The sequence below is a fragment of the Knoellia locipacati genome (assembly GCF_044791685.1).
GTDB lineage: Bacteria > Actinomycetota > Actinomycetes > Actinomycetales > Dermatophilaceae > Knoellia > Knoellia locipacati_A.
This window is the reverse complement of record NZ_CP087730.1, coordinates 3090886-3107995: the sequence shown is the minus strand read 5'-3', so window position 1 is coordinate 3107995 and position 17110 is coordinate 3090886. Positions and strand designations below refer to the sequence as shown.

Sequence of the window (17110 nt, the reverse complement as noted above, 5' to 3'; positions counted from 1 at the left end):
GCGGCACAAGGCCGCTCGCTCAGAGGTTGATCATGTGCCCGGCGATGCCCTCGATGGCCTCCTTGACCGACTCGGACAGCGTCGGGTGCGCGAAGACGTTGCGCGACACCTCGTCGGCGGTGAGGTCCCACTTCTGCGCGAGGGTGAGGACCGGGAGGAGCTCGGTGACGTCCGGGCCGATCATGTGGGCGCCGAGGATCTCGTTGTGCTTGGCGTCGGCGACGATCTTGACGAAGCCGACCGCGTCGCCCAGGCCCATGGCCTTGCCGTTGGCGCTGAAGGGGAACATCGCGGTCTTGACGTCGTAGCCCTTCTCCCTGGCCTGCGCCTCGGAGTAGCCGAACGAGCCGATCTGCGGGTGGCAGTAGGTCGCCCGCGGGACGAAGTCGTACTCGACCGGCATGGTCTCGGCCCCGGCCATCGTCTCGGCGGCGACGACGCCCTGCGCCTCGGCGACGTGCGCGAGCATGAGCTTGCCGGTGCAGTCGCCGATCGCGTAGACGTTCTCGACGTTGGTGCGGCAGTGGTCGTCGATCTCGATCGCGCCCCGCTCGCTGACCTTGACGCCGGTCGACTCGAGGCCGTAGCCCTCGAGCCGGGGGGCGAAGCCGATGGCGGAGAGGAACTTGTCGGCCTCGAGGATCTGGGAGTCACCGCCGGCGGCCGGGGAGACCGTGACCCTGACGGCGGAGCCGGTGTCCTCGACGCCGTCGACCTTGGTCGACAGGAGGACCTTGACGCCGAGCTTCTTGTAGTGCTTGAGGAGCTCCTTGGACACGTCGGCGTCCTCGGTGGGCACCATGCGGTCGAGGAACTCGACGATCGTCACGTCGACACCGAAGTTCTTCATGACGTAGGCGAACTCGACGCCGATGGCGCCCGAGCCCGCGATGACGATCGAGCCCGGGAGCTCGTCGGTGAGGATCTGCTCCTCGTAGGTGACGACGTTCTTCGAGACCTGCATGCCGGGGAGCATGCGGGTCACGGCGCCGGTGGCGATGATGAGCTTGTCGAAGGTGATGGTGCGCTTGTCCCCCGAGTTGAGCGCGACGTCCATCGAGCTCGGGCTGGTGAGCGTGCCCCACCCGTCGATCTCCTCGATCTTGTTCTTCTTCATGAGGTAGTGGACGCCCTTGACGATGCCGTCCGACACCTGGCGCGAGCGCTTGTGGGTCGGGGCGTAGGACATCGTCGCGTCACCCTCGATGCCGAACTTCGCCTTGTCGTGCTGCAGCACGTACGCGAGCTCGGCGTTCTTGATGAGCGCCTTGGACGGGATGCAGCCCACGTTGAGGCAGACGCCGCCCCAGTACTTGGACTCCACGACGGCAGCCTTGAGACCCAGCTGCGAGGCGCGGATCGCCGCGACGTAGCCACCGGGACCGGCACCGAGAACAACGAGATCGAAGTCAGCCATGGTCCAAAGCCTAGTGGGCGGCCCGATCACCGCATGACGCGGAGTGCCTCGTGGATCGAGCGCGCGACCGGCGCTGCCGTCGTGCTGCCGTGGCCTCCCTGGCTCACGGCGACGGACACGGCATACCGCGGTCTGGTGCTCGGCGCCCACGAGAGGAACCACGACGTGTCGGACCGGTCGAACACCTCGGCCGTCCCGGTCTTGCCCGACACCGGCCAGTCGGCGGGCAGGCCGGCGAACGCCTGCGCACCGGTGCCGCTGACGACCACCGCCCGCAGGGCCGCGCGCACGTAGGCCATGACGTCGCTGCGCACGGCGACCCGGCGCGAGGCCCCCGCCTCGATGGCCTCCTCCGCACCCGAGACCGGGTCCACGACCCGCACGCCCACCCGAGGTGCCCGCACCACTCCCCCGTTGGCGATGGCGGCGTAGGCGACGCCCATCTGGAGCGGGGTCGTGGCGACGTCGCCCTGACCGATCGAGAAGTTCGCCGCGTCGCCCGCGCGGAACTGCGCGCCGCTCTCGCAGTTCTCGCGCGCGAGCGAGGTGAGGTATGCCGCCCGGGTCGGGTCGTCGCGCGCGACCTCCGGGTAGCCGGACTTCGCCCTCGCGCACGTCTCGTCCCTGGTGTCCTCCCAGACCTGCCGCTTCCAGGTGCGGTCGGGGATGCGCCCGGCGCTCTCGTCCGGGAGATCGATGCCGGTGCGGGCGCCGAGCCCGAAGTCCCGGACGGTCGCGATGAACGGGTCCTTCGCGTCCTTGCCCTCGAGCCCGCCGAGCGCCAGCCACGAGCGGTAGGCGACGTCGTAGAACACGGTGTCGCACGACACCTCGAGCGCCCTGTGGAAGGTGATGGGCCCGTAGCCGCGCGACTCGAAGTTGCGGAACGACCGGTTGCCGATCCGGTAGCTCGACCCGCACTCGTAGGTCCGCTCGAGCGAGTTGCCGGCCGCCACGGCCGCCGGGACGCTCAGGGCCTTGAGCGTGGAGGCCGGCGCCATGGCGGAGCCGGTGACCCGCGAGAGCAGCGGCGTGCCGGCGGTGGGTCCGGTGAGCGCGGCGTACTGCTTGGCCGAGATGCCCCCGGTCCACACGTTGGGGTCGTAGGTGGGTGCGCTCGCCGACGCCACCACCTGGCCGGTGGCCACGTCGAGCACCACGGCGCCGCCGGAGTCCGCGGGTTGCCCCCGCTTGCGGGCCGCCGCCATCTCGCGCGCCAGAGCCCTCTCGGTCGCCGCCTGCACGCCCGCATCGATGCTGGTGACGAGGTCGCGACCCGGGATCGGGTCGACGCGCGACACGACGCCGGTCACCAGGCCACGTGGGTCGACGGACACGACCGTCCCGCCCGGGGTGCCTCGCAGGAGCGTGTCGTACTGCTGCTCTAGGCCTGCCCGGCCGACGAGATCGTCCGCGGTGACGGCACCCGACGAGCCGGTGACCTCCTCCTGCGTCGCCCGTCCGAGGTAGCCGAGGACGTGCGCCGCGTTGACCCCCAAGGGCGCCGGGTAGCGGCGCACCGGCACCGCCTCCACCGCGATGCCCGGGAACTCGTCCGGGCGCTCGACCAGGCTGAGGGCCCGCTGGGGGTCGACCCCTGCGGCGACGGGGATCGGGACCTGGGGAGAGCCGGCCCAGCACGCCGGTGCCGGTGGAGCGCCCTCCTCACCGCACAGGTGTGTGCGGGCCAGCAGCTCGTCGAGCGGCCGGTCGACCGCTCGAGCCACCCGTGCCAGGAGCGCTCGGGCGCCGTCCTCGCTCTCGGCGACCACGCGGCGTTCGAGGGTGACGACGGTGACCGAGGTGTTGTCGGCGAGGGCCTTGCCGGTGCGGTCGAGGATCCGGCCACGCACCGCCGGCACGACGACCTCGCGGGTGTTGAGCCGGGCAGCCGCGGCGGTGTAGTCCGAGTGCTCCGTCAGCTGCACCTGCGCCAGGCGGCCGAAGAGGACGACGAACAGGAGCCCGACGACGGCGGCCACGGCGACGAAACGGCCGAGGTGCCCGGACCCGTCCCGTGGCCTCAGCCCCACCTCGGTCACGCGAACCGCCGTCGCTCGGACCGGCGCTCGATCGCGCCGACGAACGGCACGACGACCATCCCCACCGTCGCCGTGGCGACGACGCGCAGCAGCGACGACACGGCGTCGACGGGGACGCCCTGGGCCAGGGCGAGCAGGGCTCGCACGACCTCCAGCCCACCGGCCGCTCCCGCGATGACGACGGCGACCCACACCACCGAGACCGGGCCGGGACGGCGCAACGCCCCCACGGCGAGGCCGCAGACGGCATACAGGAGGGCCTGGGTCCCGAGGACGGCGGAACCCGGCGGGAGCAGGTCGAGGAGCCATCCGCCCACCAGGCCCGACAGCAGGCCCACGCGAGGACCCGCCCGCAGCGCGGCCGACACGACGACGACGAGCACGAGATCGGGCAGCGGGGCGAGGTGGCGTGCCGCGAGGGTGACGCCGAGGACCGCACCCAGGAGGAGGAGCGCAGCCCTGGCCACCGCTCCGGACGGCGTCACGGTGCTCCCCCGGTGGCGGCCGCACGCGGGGTGGACCGAGGCTCGGAGAGCAACACACCGACCACGGACAGCGTCCCGACGTCGACCGCCGGGCGGACGACGCCCGACGGTGCCAGCCGGCCCCGCTGCGGCTCGACCTCGGTCACCGTGCCCACGAGGACGCCCGGCACGAACGGTCGTCCGTCGATGCTCCCGAGGGTCCGGACCTCGTCACCGACTGCGAGGGAACCGGTCTCGACCAGCGCGAGCCCGAGCTCGCCCGCGTCGCGGCCGGCGACCGGCGCGGCCGAGCCACCCACGGTCGCGAGCGCGCCACCCGCGCCGACCCGCGCTCCGACGACGACGTCGGGACCTCCGACGACGAGCACGTCGCTCGTCCACGGAGCAACCGACGCCACGCGGCCGACGAGGCCGCCCGAGGCGACGACGGTGCGGTCCACGTCGACCCCGTCGCGGCTGCCGACGTCGATGGTCACGCGGACGACCCCCTGCGGACCCGGCGCCCCCACGCCCACGACCCGGGCGGGCACGACCCGCGCCCCAGTCGTCGACGGCGAGGACAGGAGTGCTGACAGCTCGGCGGCCCCCCGGGCGGTCACCTCTGCCTCCCGCAGCGCGCTGTGCAGGTCCTCGTTGTCGCGGCGGAGCTCGTCCTCGCTCGCGCGGCCTGCGGGTGCGAGGACGCGCTCGAGCGGACCGAGCACGGTGGCGGCTCCCCGGCGGAGCAGGCCGGACCCGGGTCCCCCCACGAGGTCCACGAGCAGCAGCGCACAGGTGACGACCACGGCGAGCGCGAGGAGGCGACGCCGGCGGCGGTCCCGCGCGTCGCCCCTCACAGCCGGCGGTTGTCGACGAGGACGCGGTGCAGGGTGTCGAACTCCTCGACGCACCGACCCGCGCCGCGAGCCACGGCGCGCAGTGGGTCGTCGGCGACCATCACGGGCACGCCGAGCTCGTGGTGCATCCGCTCGGCGAGCCCCCGGAGCAGGGCTCCCCCGCCGGTGAGCGTCACCCCGCGCTCGAGGACGTCGCCGGCCAGCTCGGGCGGGCAGACGTCGAGCACGGCCCGCGCGAGTTCGACCATCTGCAGGACCGGCGCCTCGATCGCCCGACGGACCTCCGCCGACGAGATCGCGACGGTCCGGGGCAGCCCGGTGACGAGGTCGCGACCACGCACGCGCTCGCTGAGCTCCTCGCGCAGCGGGAAGGCCGACCCGACGGCCACCTTGATCTGCTCGGCGCTGCGCTCCCCCAGGAGGAGCGAGTACTCGGACTTCACGTGGGCGATGATCGCCTCGTCGACCTCGTCCCCGCCCGTGCGGATCGAGCGGCTCGTGACGATGCCGCCGAGGCTGATGACGGCCACGTTGGTCGTGCCGCCACCGAGGTCGACGACCATCGAGGCCATCGTCTCCTCGACCGGCAGCCCGGCCCCGATGGCCGCAGCCATCGGCTCCTCGATGACGTGGACCCGGCGGGCGCCGGAGCGCAGCGTCGAGTCCTCGAGGGCACGTCGCTCGACGCTCGTGATGTCGCTCGGGACGCAGACCACCATCCGTGGACGGAAGATCCGCGAGGGCGCCACCTGGTCGACGAACCAGCGCAGCATCCGCTCGGTGACGTCGGCGTCGGAGATGACCCCGTCGCGCAGCGGCCGGACGGCGGTGACCGAGTCAGGCGTCCGGCCGAGCATCTCCTTGGCACGGTGCCCGGCCGCGAGGAGCTCGCTGGTTCCGGCCCGCATCGCGACGACGGAGGGCTCGTCGAGGACGACCCCGCGGCCGCGCTCGTAGATCACCGTGTTGGCCGTCCCGAGGTCGATGGCGAGGTCTCGCCCACCCGTCCACCGGTTCAGTCCAGCCACGCTCGCGATGCTACGCGCGACAGCGCTCGCGTCCTCGGCCCAACACGCGCTCCCACGCCTTGCGTCCGGCAGTCCGACGGCAGGGCCACCGGAGTTGCCGTCGCAACGGGACCCCAGACGCAGGTATGCCGTCCGCTCGGGTGGGCGGACGGCATACCTGGTCGTGCTGTCGGTCAGGGCGAGCTCACTCGTTGCTCGAGGTCACCTTCGCCCGGTTGCACGGGTTGCCGACGTCCACGGCCTGGCCGCGGTCGACGACGATGCTGCGGGAGCCGAGCACCTTGCCCTGCTTGGTGGTGCAGGTGAGGTTCCACGTCTCCTTGTCGCCGGACTCGTAGGCCGGGACCGGGGACTCGAACGACATCGTGCCGCTCCAGTCGGCGTCGGACCCGCCGCCGTAGTTCACCGCCTCGACCGTGTAGGTGCCGGGCACCGGGTCGAGCGCCGCCGCGACCTCGGGGTTGGCCAACGTCGCCGCCGAGGCCACCTGGTTGCCGGCAGCGTCGTAGACGTAGAAGTCCCAGTCGACGTTCGGGTCGGGGTTGGGGCCCTCCCAGCCGAAGGTGAAGACGACCTTGCCGTTGTCGTACGTCGGCATGCCGGTGATGGTGACCTCGGAGGACTCCGAGGAGCCCGGTGCGGGGACCCCTGCCGGGTTGGTGATCGCCGAGCTCGGCTGCGGCGGGCCCTGGGCGTCGCGGCCGTAGCGGCCGACGACGAGGGGACGCGTCGACGGGTTGACCGCCCACGAGAAGGCACCGCCCTTGCCTGCGAGGGACGAGGTCAGCGTGTCCGTGTACGGGATCGGGTCGCCCACGGTGCCGTCGGGCTGGATGACCGGGGAGGTCGTGCCGACGTAGGACTTGCTCACGGTCAACGTGGTGTTGGCCGGGGCCTTGCCCGTGATCGTCGAGTGCATCGTCGGGTCCATGGCGGCAGCGGCGGCCCGGTAGTAGGCCTCCCGGTTCCCTCCCAGCCCGGCTCCCGCAGCGGGTGCCAGACCGGCGTACTCGGCGACGACGCCGGTCTCGAAGGCCGGGTGGAAGCCCTCGGTGCCGATCTCGAAGGTGAACCCGTAGCCACCGGTGTTCCAGTAGCTCCAGTCCTCGGTCGAGCCGGAGGTGTCGTAGAGGCCGAAGGAGGGGATGTTGGCGTAGCCGTTGTGGGCGGCGAAGTCGGCACCGAGCGCGCGGTACTGGATCTCATCGGGGCTGAAGCCGGTCGAGGCCAGCGACGGCGGACGCAGGACGAGGTTGCTGTAGGTGTGGTTGGTGATGAGGGTCGTCACCTGGCGGCTGCTCACGAGCTCGCGGATGTTGTCGACCTCGGGCTCACTGCCGGGGGCGTCGCCCCGGTAGGTGTCGCTCTTCCAGTAGGTCGAGGCGCCGGGCCCACCCCAGAAACCCGGGTAGTTGCGGTTTGGGTCGGTGCCGCGCAGGCGGCCGGCCGGGTTGGCGTCGCACGGCCCGGTCCGGTCCGCGTCCGGCGTCCGGAGGCTGATCGAGCAGTTCTTGCGCTTCATCTCGTAGTCGAAGGTGGAGAAGTCGCCCAGCGGTGCCGCCGAGCGCGAGATCTCGAAGCCGTCGACGTTGACCACGGGCACGACGATCGTGCGCATGCCCTGGAGCAGCCCGGCGTTGCGGGCGTCGCCGCTCTCGAGCAGGTCGTAGGCGAACTCCATCGCGTGCTCGGAGGAGGGCCACTCGCGGGCGTGGTGGGCCCCCATGATGAGGAAGACGGGCTTGCCGTCCTTGGTGTTGGCCGCGTCGTCGGTGATCTCGATGCCGTGGACCGGCTTGCCGAGGACCGAGGTGTTGGGCAGCGTGAGCGGCTTGACCCGGGTGGGGTACTTCGCGGCGAGGGCCGTCATCTCGGCGTTGTAGTCGGCCAGGGTCCGGTAGCTCGTGCGGCCGCTCGGCAGCTCGGACTCGGCGACGCGCGCGGCGTAGGCCTTGTCCTTCTTGGCGTTGGCGCGCTCGACGGCGGCGAGATCGGCGACCTTGACGGTCCACTTCTTGCCGGAGGCCCGCAGGCGCGCCACGTCCGCCGCTCCGTGCAGGACGACGTCGACGCCGTGCTCGTCGGCGTGCTCGGTGGTGTCGAGGCCCAGGGCGTCGACCGCGGACCGTTCCTTCTGCGTGGACGCCTGGACGGTGACGATCTGCACCTTGTCGTCCTGGGCACTGGGTTGTGGCGCCGCGGTGGCGACGCCGGCACCGGCAAGGCCGGCGGCCACCAGCGCGACCGCTGACACCACCCCCGGCCCGACTCGAGTGATCCTCATGCTGGCTCCTTCGGTGGAGGGAGGCGGACCCTGTCGGGCCACCGCGCCTCAACCTAGGGCGCTACCCGCGAGTCCGCTCGTCGAGCGTTCGGGGCCGCGACACAGGTGTGCCACGCGCGCTGGTGCGCGCGGGTCCCACGCTCAGCGTGGGCCGGCATACCGAGAAGTGGGTGCGGGCGGCGTCAGAGAGAGGGGAACCAGATGCCGATCTCGCGCTCGGCCGACTCCGGGGAGTCCGAGCCGTGGACGATGTTCTTCTGGACCTTCTCGCCCCAGTCGCGGCCCAGGTCGCCGCGGATGCTGCCCGGGGCGGCCTCCGTCGGGTTGGTCGCGCCGGCGAGCGCCCGGAAGCCGGGGATGCAGCCGTGGCCCTCGATGACGGCCGCCGTGACGGGGCCGGAGGACATGAACTCGAGCAGCGGCTCGTAGAACGGCTTGCCCTCGTGCTCGGCGTAGTGCTGGGCGAGCATCTCGCGGGTCGGCGTGGTCACCGCGAGCGCGGCCAGGGTGTAGCCCTTGGCCTCGATGCGGCGCAGCACCTCCCCGGAGAGACCGCGGGCGTAGCCGTCAGGCTTGACGAGGACGAGCGAGCGTTCGATGGTCACGCGGGCAGCCTAGCGAGCGGCCTCGGCGTCGGAGGCGCCGGACTCCCGGGCCGCCATCATGGCGTCGATCTGGCGGCCCTTGACGAGGCACAGGACCCAGAGGCCGGTGAAGACGAGGCCGACGCCGATCATCGGGGGCACGACGACGGCGCTGGCCCAGGTGAGGACCTGGACGAGCCAGCCGACCGGCAGACCCAGCGGGCCGCGCATGAGACCCGCTCCGACGAAGGCGAGCACGGCGAGTCCCACCCCGAGCCAGAGCAGCGTCCGGGCGTTGCCGGCCCCCTCGGCCAGAGCCGTGCCGCGGGCGACGAGGGCGCCGAGGAGAATGACGACACCCTGGCTGCCGAGCACCATCGCGAGCATCCGCCAGGTGAACGTACCGAGCCTGCCGGTGAGCGGAAGGCGGCTCATCCGCGCTTCCACTCGCGCACGTCGATGGCTGCCTTGGCGGCGTCGAGCGGCGCCTTGGTCGCCTCGCGGTAGAGCTTGATCGCGGTCACCTTCTTGTCGTGGGCGAGCGCGTGGTCGATGGACTGCTGCACCTCGAGGGGCAGGTCCTCGACGGGACGGAAGCTCACCCGGTCGCGCCGCGTGCTGTCACGCAACCGCATGACGAGCCAGAACACCACCACCGCGATGACGACGACGAGGAGCAGCCGGCTGAACGGGGTCATGGCACGAGGGTATGCCGGACGCGCTGGTTGGATGGACCGGTGCCCCTCCCACCCGACTCCGGTCCGACGTCGCCCTCGCCCTCACGGCCCGAGGGGCCGCGCTCACGGCCCGAGGGGCCGCGCCTTCTGCCGAGTTCGCTGCGCCGGGTCGTGCTCACCGTCGCCGGGCTCAACTTCGCCTGGTTCTGGGTCGAGGTCGCAGTGGCCCTGGGGATCGGGTCGGTCTCGCTCTTCGCCGACAGCGTCGACTTCCTCGAGGACACGGCGGTCAACCTGCTCATCGCGCTCGCCCTGGGATGGGGGGCCCGGCACCGTGCGATCGCCGGCAAGACCATGGCCGGGATCCTGCTCGTGCCGGCCGCCGCGGCGGTCTGGCAGGCGGTGACGAAGTGGGGCGACCCGACGCCCCCGGACGTCGGCTGGCTCGTCGTGACGGCGGGGTCGGCCGCTCTGGTCAACGGGCTCTGCGCGTGGTTGCTCGCCCGCGTGCGGCACGCCGGCGGGAGCCTGTCGCGGGCGGCGTACCTGTCGGCCCGTAACGACGTGCTGGTCAACCTCGCGATCATCGCGATGGGCGCGGTGACCGCACTCACCGGATCGGGCTGGCCGGACCTGCTGCTCGGCCTCGGCATCGTGGCGCTCGGGGTCCATGCGGCCGCCGAGGTGTGGGAGGTGGCGAGCGAGGAGCACCTCGCCGCGAAGGCGCTCGCCGGCGACGAGTTCGACTGAGGGGCCGTCAGACGTCGGTGACGCCGAGGAGCATCCTCACCTCGGCCGCGGTGATGACCGAGCCGGTCGCGAGGACACCCCCGCCGACACCGGCTTGGTCGGCGATGCCCGCGGCACGGTCGAGGGCGTCCGGCAGGTCGTCGACCACCGTGACCCGCGACTCGCCGAAGACGCCCTTGGCGATCTCGCCGAGGTCGTTCGGTCGCATGGCGCGCGGGGAGGTCGTGCGCGAGACGATGACCTCGTCGAGGACCGGCTCGAGGATCTCGAGCATCTCGGTGGCGTCCTTGTCCTTGAGGATCGAGACGACGCCGACGAGCCTGGTGAACGTGAACGCCTCCTCCAGCCCGTCGCGCAGGGCGCGGGCACCGGCCGGGTTGTGGGCAGCGTCGACGAGGACGGTGGGGCTGCGACGCACGACCTCGAGGCGACCGGGCGACGTCGCCGCCGCCAGCCCTGCCTTGAGGACGTCGATGTCGAGCGGCTGCTCCCCGCCACCGAGGAAGGCCTCGACGGCGGCGATGGCGACCGCGGCGTTCTGCGCCATGTGGGTGCCGTGGAAGGGCAGGAAGAGGTCCTCGTAGGTCGCCGCGAGCCCGCGAACCGACAGCGCCTGGCCTCCGACGGCGACGTCGCCGGCCTCGATGCCGAACTGCTCCCCCTCGACCGCGAGCTGGGCGTCGACCTCCTGCGCCCGCTCGAGCAGGATCGCCGCGACCGCAGGGTCGGCCTGCTCTGCGGAGACCGCGATGCTGCCGGCCTTGATGATCCCGGACTTCTCCAGCGCGATGTCGGTCTCGGTGCTCCCGAGGAAGTGCTGGTGGTCGAGCGCGATCGGGGTGATGACCGAGACCACGCCGTCGGCGACGTTGGTGGCGTCCCAGCTCCCGCCCATGCCGACCTCGACGATGGCGACGTCGACGGGGGCGTCGGCGAACGCGACGTAGGCCACCGCCACGAGCACCTCGAAGTAGGTCATCCGGGGCTCACCCTCGGCGACCGACTTCGCGTCGACGAGGTCGATCAGGCCGATGACCTCGTCGTAGGCGCGCAGGAACTTCTCTGCCTCGATGTTTCGCCCGCCGATGGCGATGCGCTCGAGCATCGTGTGGAGGTGCGGCGACGTGAACCGCCCTGTCTTGAGCCCCATCTCGCGCAGCAGCGACTCGACGACCCGCGCCGTCGTCGTCTTGCCGTTGGTGCCGGTGAGGTGGATGACCGGATAGGTGTGCTGGGGGTCTCCGGCCAGCTCCATGACGGCCCGGATGCGGTCGAGCGAGGGTTCGAGGTCGTGCTCGGGTGTCCTCGCGAGGATCGACTCCTCGACCTCGCGGAGGCGCTTGGTGATCTCGAGGGTGCGCGCAGCCTCGCGCTGGGACGAGTCGGGAGCCGGTGACATGCGGCCATTCTCTCAGCCGCACGCCAACGGCTCGTCCGTCAGTCGAACGAGACGCCGTCGAAGTCCTCCGGGGTGTACTCCCTCGGCTCGACGAGGACCATCCAGTTGCCCGAGTTGTCACGCATGAGCGCCTCGACTCCGTAGGGCCGGTCCTCGGGCTCCTGGAGGAACTCGACGCCCTTGGCCTTGAGCTCCGCGACCGTGCGCCGGCAGTCGTCGACGTGCAGCCCGACGCCCGGGAGCCCGCCCTCGAGCTGCGCCCGCTGCATCGCCGCGATGAGGTCGTCGGAGAGCGGCTTGCTCGGTGTCGTGAGGTGCAGGGACAGCTCGGGCTGCGCCGGGTGGGTCACGGTGACCCACCGGAAGTCCTCCCCGAGGACGATGTCGTCGCCGGCGGCGAAGCCGAGGACGTCGGTGTAGAAGGCGAGGGACTCGTCGAGATCCTTCACCCAGACGGACACGAGGGACACGTTGGTGATCATGGGGTCGACGGTAGGTCGCCGGGTCGGTGACGTGCTTCTTCCGGATTGCTCCGTATGCCGTCCGCCCACGTTGGCCATGTGTGTCCCAGCGGGGGCCCGGGGTCCCGCTGGGGCACACGACCCGACGTGGTCAGGTCGTCGGGTCGGCCCGCCGCTCGACGAGACCCGACATGAAGACCCAGCAGCCCGGGATCCGGGGCGCGCCCTGGACGGCATACCGGCTCTGGAAGGCACTGGGGGTCTCGCCGACGATGTCGCGGAAGCGGCTGCTGAACGAGCCGAGGCTGGAGTAGCCGACGGCGTGGCAGACCTCGGTGACGGTGAGGTTCGTCGTCCGCAGGAGGTCCTGGGCGCGCTCCACCCGGCGCTCGCCGAGGTAGGCGAGCGGCGTGATGCCGTAGACCGTGGCGAACGAGCGCAGGAAGTGGAACTTGCTCAGCCGCGCCGTGGCGGCGAGCTCGTCGAGGTCGAGCTCCTCGGCGAAGTGCCGGTCGATGTGGTCCCGCGCGCGGCGCAGGTGGACGAGGACGTCACCGGGGACGCGACGCACGGGCTCGGGCACGCGACCAGCCTAGGTTCAGCGGGTGACGACCTCTGACTCCGGCGGCAGGTTCGGCTCCCCCGGCCGCCAGCCCGGAGGGGCGAAGAGGTAGCCGGCGCGCTCGCGCCACGACCGGGCGCCGCGCACGTCACGGAAGGCCGCGAGGAACTCGCCGTACTGGAGCCGGAGCGGGTTGCGGGTCGTCACCGGGACCGTGAGCCCGTAGGTCGGGACGTCCTCCTCCTCGGCGTAGGTCCCGAAGAGGCGGTCCCAGACGATGAGGATGCCGCCGTAGTTGCGGTCGAGGTACTTCTTCTGGCTGGCGTGGTGCACGCGGTGGTGGCTCGGGGTGTTGAGGACGTACTCGACCGGCGCCCACAGCTTGGGGATCGTCTCCGTGTGCACCCAGAACTGGTAGATGAGGTTGAGCGAGAACGCGAAGAAGATCATCCACGGCGGCACGCCGAGCAGCGGCAGCGGCGTCCAGAAGAGCAGCTCGCCCCATGGGTTCCACTTCTGGCGCAGGGCCACGGAGTAGTTGAAGTAGACCGACGAGTGGTGGGCCTGGTGCGCGGCCCAGAGGATGCGGACCCGGTGGCTGGCGCGGTGGTAGGCGTACCAGAGCAGGTCGACGGCGAGGATCGTGAACACCCACGTCCACGGGTTGCCGGCGTCCAGCTGCCACGGCGCGACCGACCAGAGCGCGAAGTAGAGGACGAGCGCGGCGAAGCGGGCACCGAGGTTGATGACGACCGATCCGACCCCGCTCGCGAGGTTGGCGGCCGTGTCAGGTGCGGAGTAGCCCTGCTTCGGCGCCTCGTCGTCGTCGAGGTACCGGATGGCGAGCAGCTCGAGCACGATGAACAGCGCGAAGAACGGCAGCGCGAAGACCACCGGGTCGTGCAGCGGGTCGCTGATGATCTCCCACGGGCCGTCCATGGCGCCGCACCCTACTCACGCGTAGCCTTCGCCGCCGTAACCCCCGCCACACCCCGCCGTGCGACTGATTGCCCGTTCCGGCGCCGACCGAGGGCGGCTGGCGGTGCTGGAATCCGCCGGAACGGGCAATCAGTCGAGGGGTATGCCGGTCAGCCGAGCTTCGTGACGAGGATCCGGGCCTGCTCGCCGTCACTGAGCTCGGCGACGCTCACGCCGTCACGCAGGGGCAGGGCGTCGAGCTGGGGCGCGGAGCCGAACTGGGTGGCCAGCGTCTCCTCGACGATGAGCGCCTGGTGGGCGACCGTCGCCTCCCAGACCGCCTGCGAGCCGGTGACGGTGAGCGAGATCCGGTCGCTGACGTCGAGACCGGCCTCGCGGCGGGCCTGCTGGACGGCGCGGATGACGTCGCGGGCCAGGCCCTCGGCGGCGAGCTCCGGCGTGACCTCGGTGTCCAGCACGACGAACCCACCGCCGGGCAGCACCGCGGTGGCACGTGTGGTCTCGCCGCCACCCTCGACGACGGTCTCGAGCGAGTACTCGCCCTCGACGAGCTCGAGGCCGCCGCTGACGACGGTGCCGTCCTCGGTCACCGACCAGTCGCCGGACTTCGAGCCCTTGATCGCCGTCTGCACCTCGCGGCCGAGACGCGGGCCCGCCGCACGGGCGTTGACGGTGAGCTTCTGGGTCACGCCGAAGTCGCTCTCCCCCGCCGCGTCGAGGTCGAGCAGCGAGACCTGGCGGACGTTGACCTCGTCGGAAATGATCCCGGCGAAGTCGGTGAGGGCGGCGGCGTCCGGCACGACGACGGTGAGGTCGCGCAGCGGCAGGCGCACACGGAGCTTCTCGGACTTGCGCAGCGACGACGCGACCGAGCAGATCGCGCGGGCCTGGTCCATCCGGGCGACGAGCTCGTCGTCCGACGGCAGCTCGTCAGCGGAGGGCCAGTCGGCGAGGTGCACCGAGCGCTCACCGGTGAGCCCGCGCCAGATCTCCTCCGAGACCAGCGGCAGCAGCGGAGCGGTGACGCGGGTGAGCACCTCGAGGGTCGTCCAGAGCGTGTCGAACGCGGCCCTGGTGTCAGCTGCGCCCTCGTCAGAACCGGTGTCCCAGAAGCGTTCCCGTGACCGGCGGATGTACCAGTTGGTGAGCACGTCGACGAAGCCGCGGATCGAGTCGCACGCACCGGCGACGTCGAGACCGTCGAGCTGCTCGGTCGTCGTCTCGACGAGCTGGCGCAGCTTCGCGAGCAGGTAGCGGTCCAGCGGTGCGGTGGACGCGGTCGACCGCGACGCGGCATACCCACTCGTGCCGGCGTCGTCCTCCCCGCCGCCGCCGCCGAAGGCGTTGGCGTAGAGGGTGAAGAAGTACCAGCTGTTCCACAGCGGGATCTGGACCTGGCGCACTCCTTCGCGGATGGCCTCCTCGGTGACGATGAGGTTGCCACCGCGCAGGATCGGCGACGACATGAGGAACCAGCGCATCGCGTCGGCACCGTCGCGGTCGAAGACCTCGCGCACGTCGGGGTAGTTGCGCAGCGACTTGCTCATCTTCTGGCCGTCGTTGCCGAGGACGATGCCGTGGCAAATCACCGACGTGAACGCGGGCCGGTCGAAGAGCGCCGTCGCGAGGACGTGGAGGGTGTAGAACCAGCCGCGGGTCTGCCCGATGTACTCGACGATGAAGTCGCCCGGAAAGTGGTGCTCGAACCACTCGGCGTTCTCGAACGGGTAGTGCACCTGCGCGAACGACATCGAGCCCGAGTCGAACCAGACGTCCATGACGTCCTCGACCCGGCGCATGGTCGAGCGTCCGGTGGGGTCGTCCGGGTTCGGACGCGTCAGCTCGTCGACGAAGGGCCGGTGCAGGTCGGGCTCGCCCTGCGCGTTGCGCGGCAGCGTCCCGAAGTCGCGCTCGATCTCCTCGAAGGAGCCGTAGACGTCGATCCGCGGGTACTCGGGGTCGTCCGAGCGCCACACGGGAACAGGGCTGCCCCAGAACCGGTTTCGCGTGATGGACCAGTCACGGGCGTTCTCGAGCCAGCGTCCGAACTGCCCGTCCTTGACGTGCTCGGGCACCCACTGGATCTGCTGGTTGAGCTCGACCATGCGGTCCCGGAACTTCGTCACCTCGACGAACCACGAGGAGACGCCCTTGTAGATGAGGGGCTCACGGCAGCGCCAGCAGTGCGGGTAGGAGTGGTCGTAGGTCTCGCGGCGCAGCAGCACGGTCCCGGGTGTGACCGCACCGGTCTCCCCGGAGCCGCGCGTCGCCGCCTTGAGGTGCTCGATGATCGGCGCGTTGGCGTCGAAGACGAGCATCCCTTCGTACTCCGAGACCGGGAACGTGAACGCGCCGTCGGCCCCGACCGGCATGACCGGCTCGATGCCCTCGCGGTCGATGACCTCCTTGTCGACCTCACCGAAGGCGCCGGCCGTGTGGACGACGCCGGTGCCGTCGGTGGTCGTCACGGCGTCGTCGGCCGCGACGATCCTGAACGCGTTCTCGTGACCGGCGTAGTAGCCGAACGGCGGCGCGTAGGAGCGCCCGACGAGGTCGGAGCCCTTGTAGCGACCGAGCACGGCCGCGTCCTCACCCAGCTCGCGGGCGTAGTGGGACAGCCGCGCCTCCGCGAGGACGTAGCGCGCGGTCGTGCCGGCGTCGGGCACGGGCGCCTCGACAACGACGTAGTCGATGTCGGAGCCGACCATCGCCGCGAGGTTGCTGGGCAGGGTCCACGGCGTCGTCGTCCAGACGAGCAGGTGCGCGCCGTCCAGCACCGGATCCGAACCCGTGGAGTCGAGCAGGTAGCCGACGGTGACCGCCGGGTCCTGGCGCATCTGGTAGACCTCGTCGTCCATCCGCAGCTCGTGGTTGGACAGCGGCGTCTGGTCGTTCCAGCAGTAGGGCAGGACCCGGAAGCCCTCGTAGACCAGGCCCTTGTCGTACAGCGACTTGAACGCCCAGATGACCGACTCCATGTAGGGCGCGTTGAGCGTCTTGTAGTCGTTGTCGAAGTCGACCCAGCGTGCCTGGCGGGTGACGTACTCACGCCAGTCGTCGGTGTACTTGAGCACCGAGGAGCGGCAGGCGTCGTTGAACTTCTCGATGCCGAGCTCGACGATCTCGTCCTTGGTCTTGATGCCGAGCTGGCTCATCGCCTCGAGCTCGGCGGGCAGGCCGTGGGTGTCCCAGCCGAAGCGGCGCTCGACCCGGCGCCCGCGCATCGTCTGGTAGCGCGGCACGAGGTCCTTGACGTAGCCGGTGAGCAGGTGGCCGTAGTGCGGCAGGCCGTTGGCGAACGGGGGCCCGTCGTAGAAGACGAACTCGTTGTCACCGTCCTCGCCGGCCTCGCGCTGCTCCACCGAGGCGCGGAACGTGTCGTCGGCGTCCCAGTAGGCGAGCACCGACTCCTCGATCTCGGGGAACCGCGGGCTCGAGGGCACGCCGAAGGCTGCGCCGGGCTGGCTGTTCGAGACCTTGGGGTAGGTCATGTCGGGGGCTCCTGCGGGTCGTCGCGTCGTCGTCTGGACGAGGACGAAAGGCCCTCCGGCGTCTGCCGGACGGTCACCTCCGCGGTGCCACCTCGCTTGCCGCACGTCGCGCACCCACTGGGCCCACGGCATACGACCGCTCTTGTTCCAGGTCG

At 71.3% G+C, this 17110-nt stretch carries 15 protein-coding genes; 1 reads left to right on the top strand and 14 read right to left on the bottom strand.

Features of this window, described 5'->3' with window-relative positions; all coding sequences use genetic code 11:
- Positions 1-19: 19 nt before the first annotated feature.
- From lpdA to LL946_RS14495, 9 genes are all read right to left on the bottom strand, one after another.
- Positions 20-1417 (bottom strand): dihydrolipoyl dehydrogenase, encoded by a 1398-nt coding sequence (lpdA, locus tag LL946_RS14535; RefSeq protein WP_404381836.1) that lies wholly within the window; start codon positions 1415-1417, stop codon positions 20-22.
- Positions 1418-1443: 26 nt separating this feature from the next.
- Positions 1444-3459 carry a penicillin-binding protein 2 gene (gene mrdA / locus LL946_RS14530; protein WP_404381834.1) on the bottom strand — a complete coding sequence of 672 codons (2016 nt, stop codon included), beginning with the start codon at positions 3457-3459 and terminating at the stop codon, positions 1444-1446.
- A complete protein-coding gene (mreD, locus tag LL946_RS14525) occupies positions 3456-3944 on the bottom strand; it encodes a rod shape-determining protein MreD (RefSeq protein ID WP_404381832.1) in 489 nt (162 codons plus the stop codon). Before mreD ends, mrdA begins: the two co-directional genes overlap by 4 nt.
- Complete coding sequence (gene mreC, locus LL946_RS14520) at positions 3941-4780, bottom strand: rod shape-determining protein MreC (RefSeq protein WP_404381830.1); 840 nt, start codon at positions 4778-4780, stop codon at positions 3941-3943. Before mreC ends, mreD begins: the two co-directional genes overlap by 4 nt.
- Positions 4777-5808 (bottom strand): rod shape-determining protein, encoded by a 1032-nt coding sequence (locus LL946_RS14515; protein WP_404381828.1) that lies wholly within the window; start codon positions 5806-5808, stop codon positions 4777-4779. Before LL946_RS14515 ends, mreC begins: the two co-directional genes overlap by 4 nt.
- Positions 5809-5992: 184 nt before the next feature.
- Positions 5993-8092, bottom strand: coding sequence for a M14 family zinc carboxypeptidase (locus LL946_RS14510; RefSeq protein ID WP_404381826.1), 2100 nt, complete (start codon positions 8090-8092; stop codon positions 5993-5995).
- 182 nt (positions 8093-8274) lie between these two features.
- Entirely contained in the window at positions 8275-8697 is a 423-nt protein-coding gene (gene ndk, locus LL946_RS14505; protein WP_404381824.1) for a nucleoside-diphosphate kinase, read from the bottom strand.
- 9 nt (positions 8698-8706) lie between these two features.
- Positions 8707-9111, bottom strand: coding sequence for a DUF4233 domain-containing protein (locus LL946_RS14500; RefSeq protein WP_404381822.1), 405 nt, complete (start codon positions 9109-9111; stop codon positions 8707-8709).
- On the bottom strand, positions 9108-9374 hold the full coding sequence (locus LL946_RS14495; protein ID WP_404381820.1) for a hypothetical protein: 267 nt from the start codon (positions 9372-9374) through the stop codon (positions 9108-9110). The genes LL946_RS14500 and LL946_RS14495 overlap by 4 nt, the downstream gene beginning before the upstream one ends.
- 39 nt (positions 9375-9413) lie before the next feature.
- Between LL946_RS14495 and LL946_RS14490 the strand changes: the two genes are divergently transcribed.
- On the top strand, positions 9414-10103 hold the full coding sequence (locus LL946_RS14490; protein ID WP_404381818.1) for a cation transporter: 690 nt from the start codon (positions 9414-9416) through the stop codon (positions 10101-10103).
- A gap of 7 nt (positions 10104-10110) precedes the next feature.
- On the opposite strand, the gene LL946_RS14485 is transcribed toward LL946_RS14490, so the two are convergent.
- The 5 genes from LL946_RS14485 to ileS all read right to left on the bottom strand — a co-directional run bounded on the left by LL946_RS14485 (position 10111) and on the right by ileS (position 16955).
- Positions 10111-11502 (bottom strand): bifunctional folylpolyglutamate synthase/dihydrofolate synthase, encoded by a 1392-nt coding sequence (locus LL946_RS14485; protein ID WP_404381816.1) that lies wholly within the window; start codon positions 11500-11502, stop codon positions 10111-10113.
- Between the two features lie 38 nt (positions 11503-11540).
- On the bottom strand, positions 11541-11984 hold the full coding sequence (locus tag LL946_RS14480) for a VOC family protein (RefSeq protein ID WP_404381814.1): 444 nt from the start codon (positions 11982-11984) through the stop codon (positions 11541-11543).
- 130 nt (positions 11985-12114) lie between these two features.
- Complete coding sequence (locus tag LL946_RS14475) at positions 12115-12546, bottom strand: helix-turn-helix domain-containing protein (protein ID WP_404381812.1); 432 nt, start codon at positions 12544-12546, stop codon at positions 12115-12117.
- Positions 12547-12561: 15 nt separating this feature from the next.
- A complete protein-coding gene (locus tag LL946_RS14470) occupies positions 12562-13464 on the bottom strand; it encodes a sterol desaturase family protein (RefSeq protein WP_404381810.1) in 903 nt (300 codons plus the stop codon).
- Between the two features lie 149 nt (positions 13465-13613).
- A complete protein-coding gene (gene ileS, locus LL946_RS14465) occupies positions 13614-16955 on the bottom strand; it encodes an isoleucine--tRNA ligase (RefSeq protein WP_404386917.1) in 3342 nt (1113 codons plus the stop codon).
- Positions 16956-17110: the final 155 nt, after the last annotated feature.

Coding starts and splice junctions, on each gene's coding strand:
- lpdA (WP_404381836.1), bottom strand. CDS start 1,417: ATGGCTGACTTCGATCTCGTTGTTCTCGGTGCCGGTCCCGGTGGCTAC.
- LL946_RS14510 (WP_404381826.1), bottom strand. CDS start 8,092: ATGAGGATCACTCGAGTCGGGCCGGGGGTGGTGTCAGCGGTCGCGCTG.
- LL946_RS14500 (WP_404381822.1), bottom strand. CDS start 9,111: ATGAGCCGCCTTCCGCTCACCGGCAGGCTCGGTACGTTCACCTGGCGG.
- LL946_RS14495 (WP_404381820.1), bottom strand. CDS start 9,374: ATGACCCCGTTCAGCCGGCTGCTCCTCGTCGTCGTCATCGCGGTGGTG.
- LL946_RS14485 (WP_404381816.1), bottom strand. CDS start 11,502: ATGTCACCGGCTCCCGACTCGTCCCAGCGCGAGGCTGCGCGCACCCTC.
- LL946_RS14480 (WP_404381814.1), bottom strand. CDS start 11,984: ATGATCACCAACGTGTCCCTCGTGTCCGTCTGGGTGAAGGATCTCGAC.
- LL946_RS14470 (WP_404381810.1), bottom strand. CDS start 13,464: ATGGACGGCCCGTGGGAGATCATCAGCGACCCGCTGCACGACCCGGTG.
- ileS (WP_404386917.1), bottom strand. CDS start 16,955: ATGACCTACCCCAAGGTCTCGAACAGCCAGCCCGGCGCAGCCTTCGGC.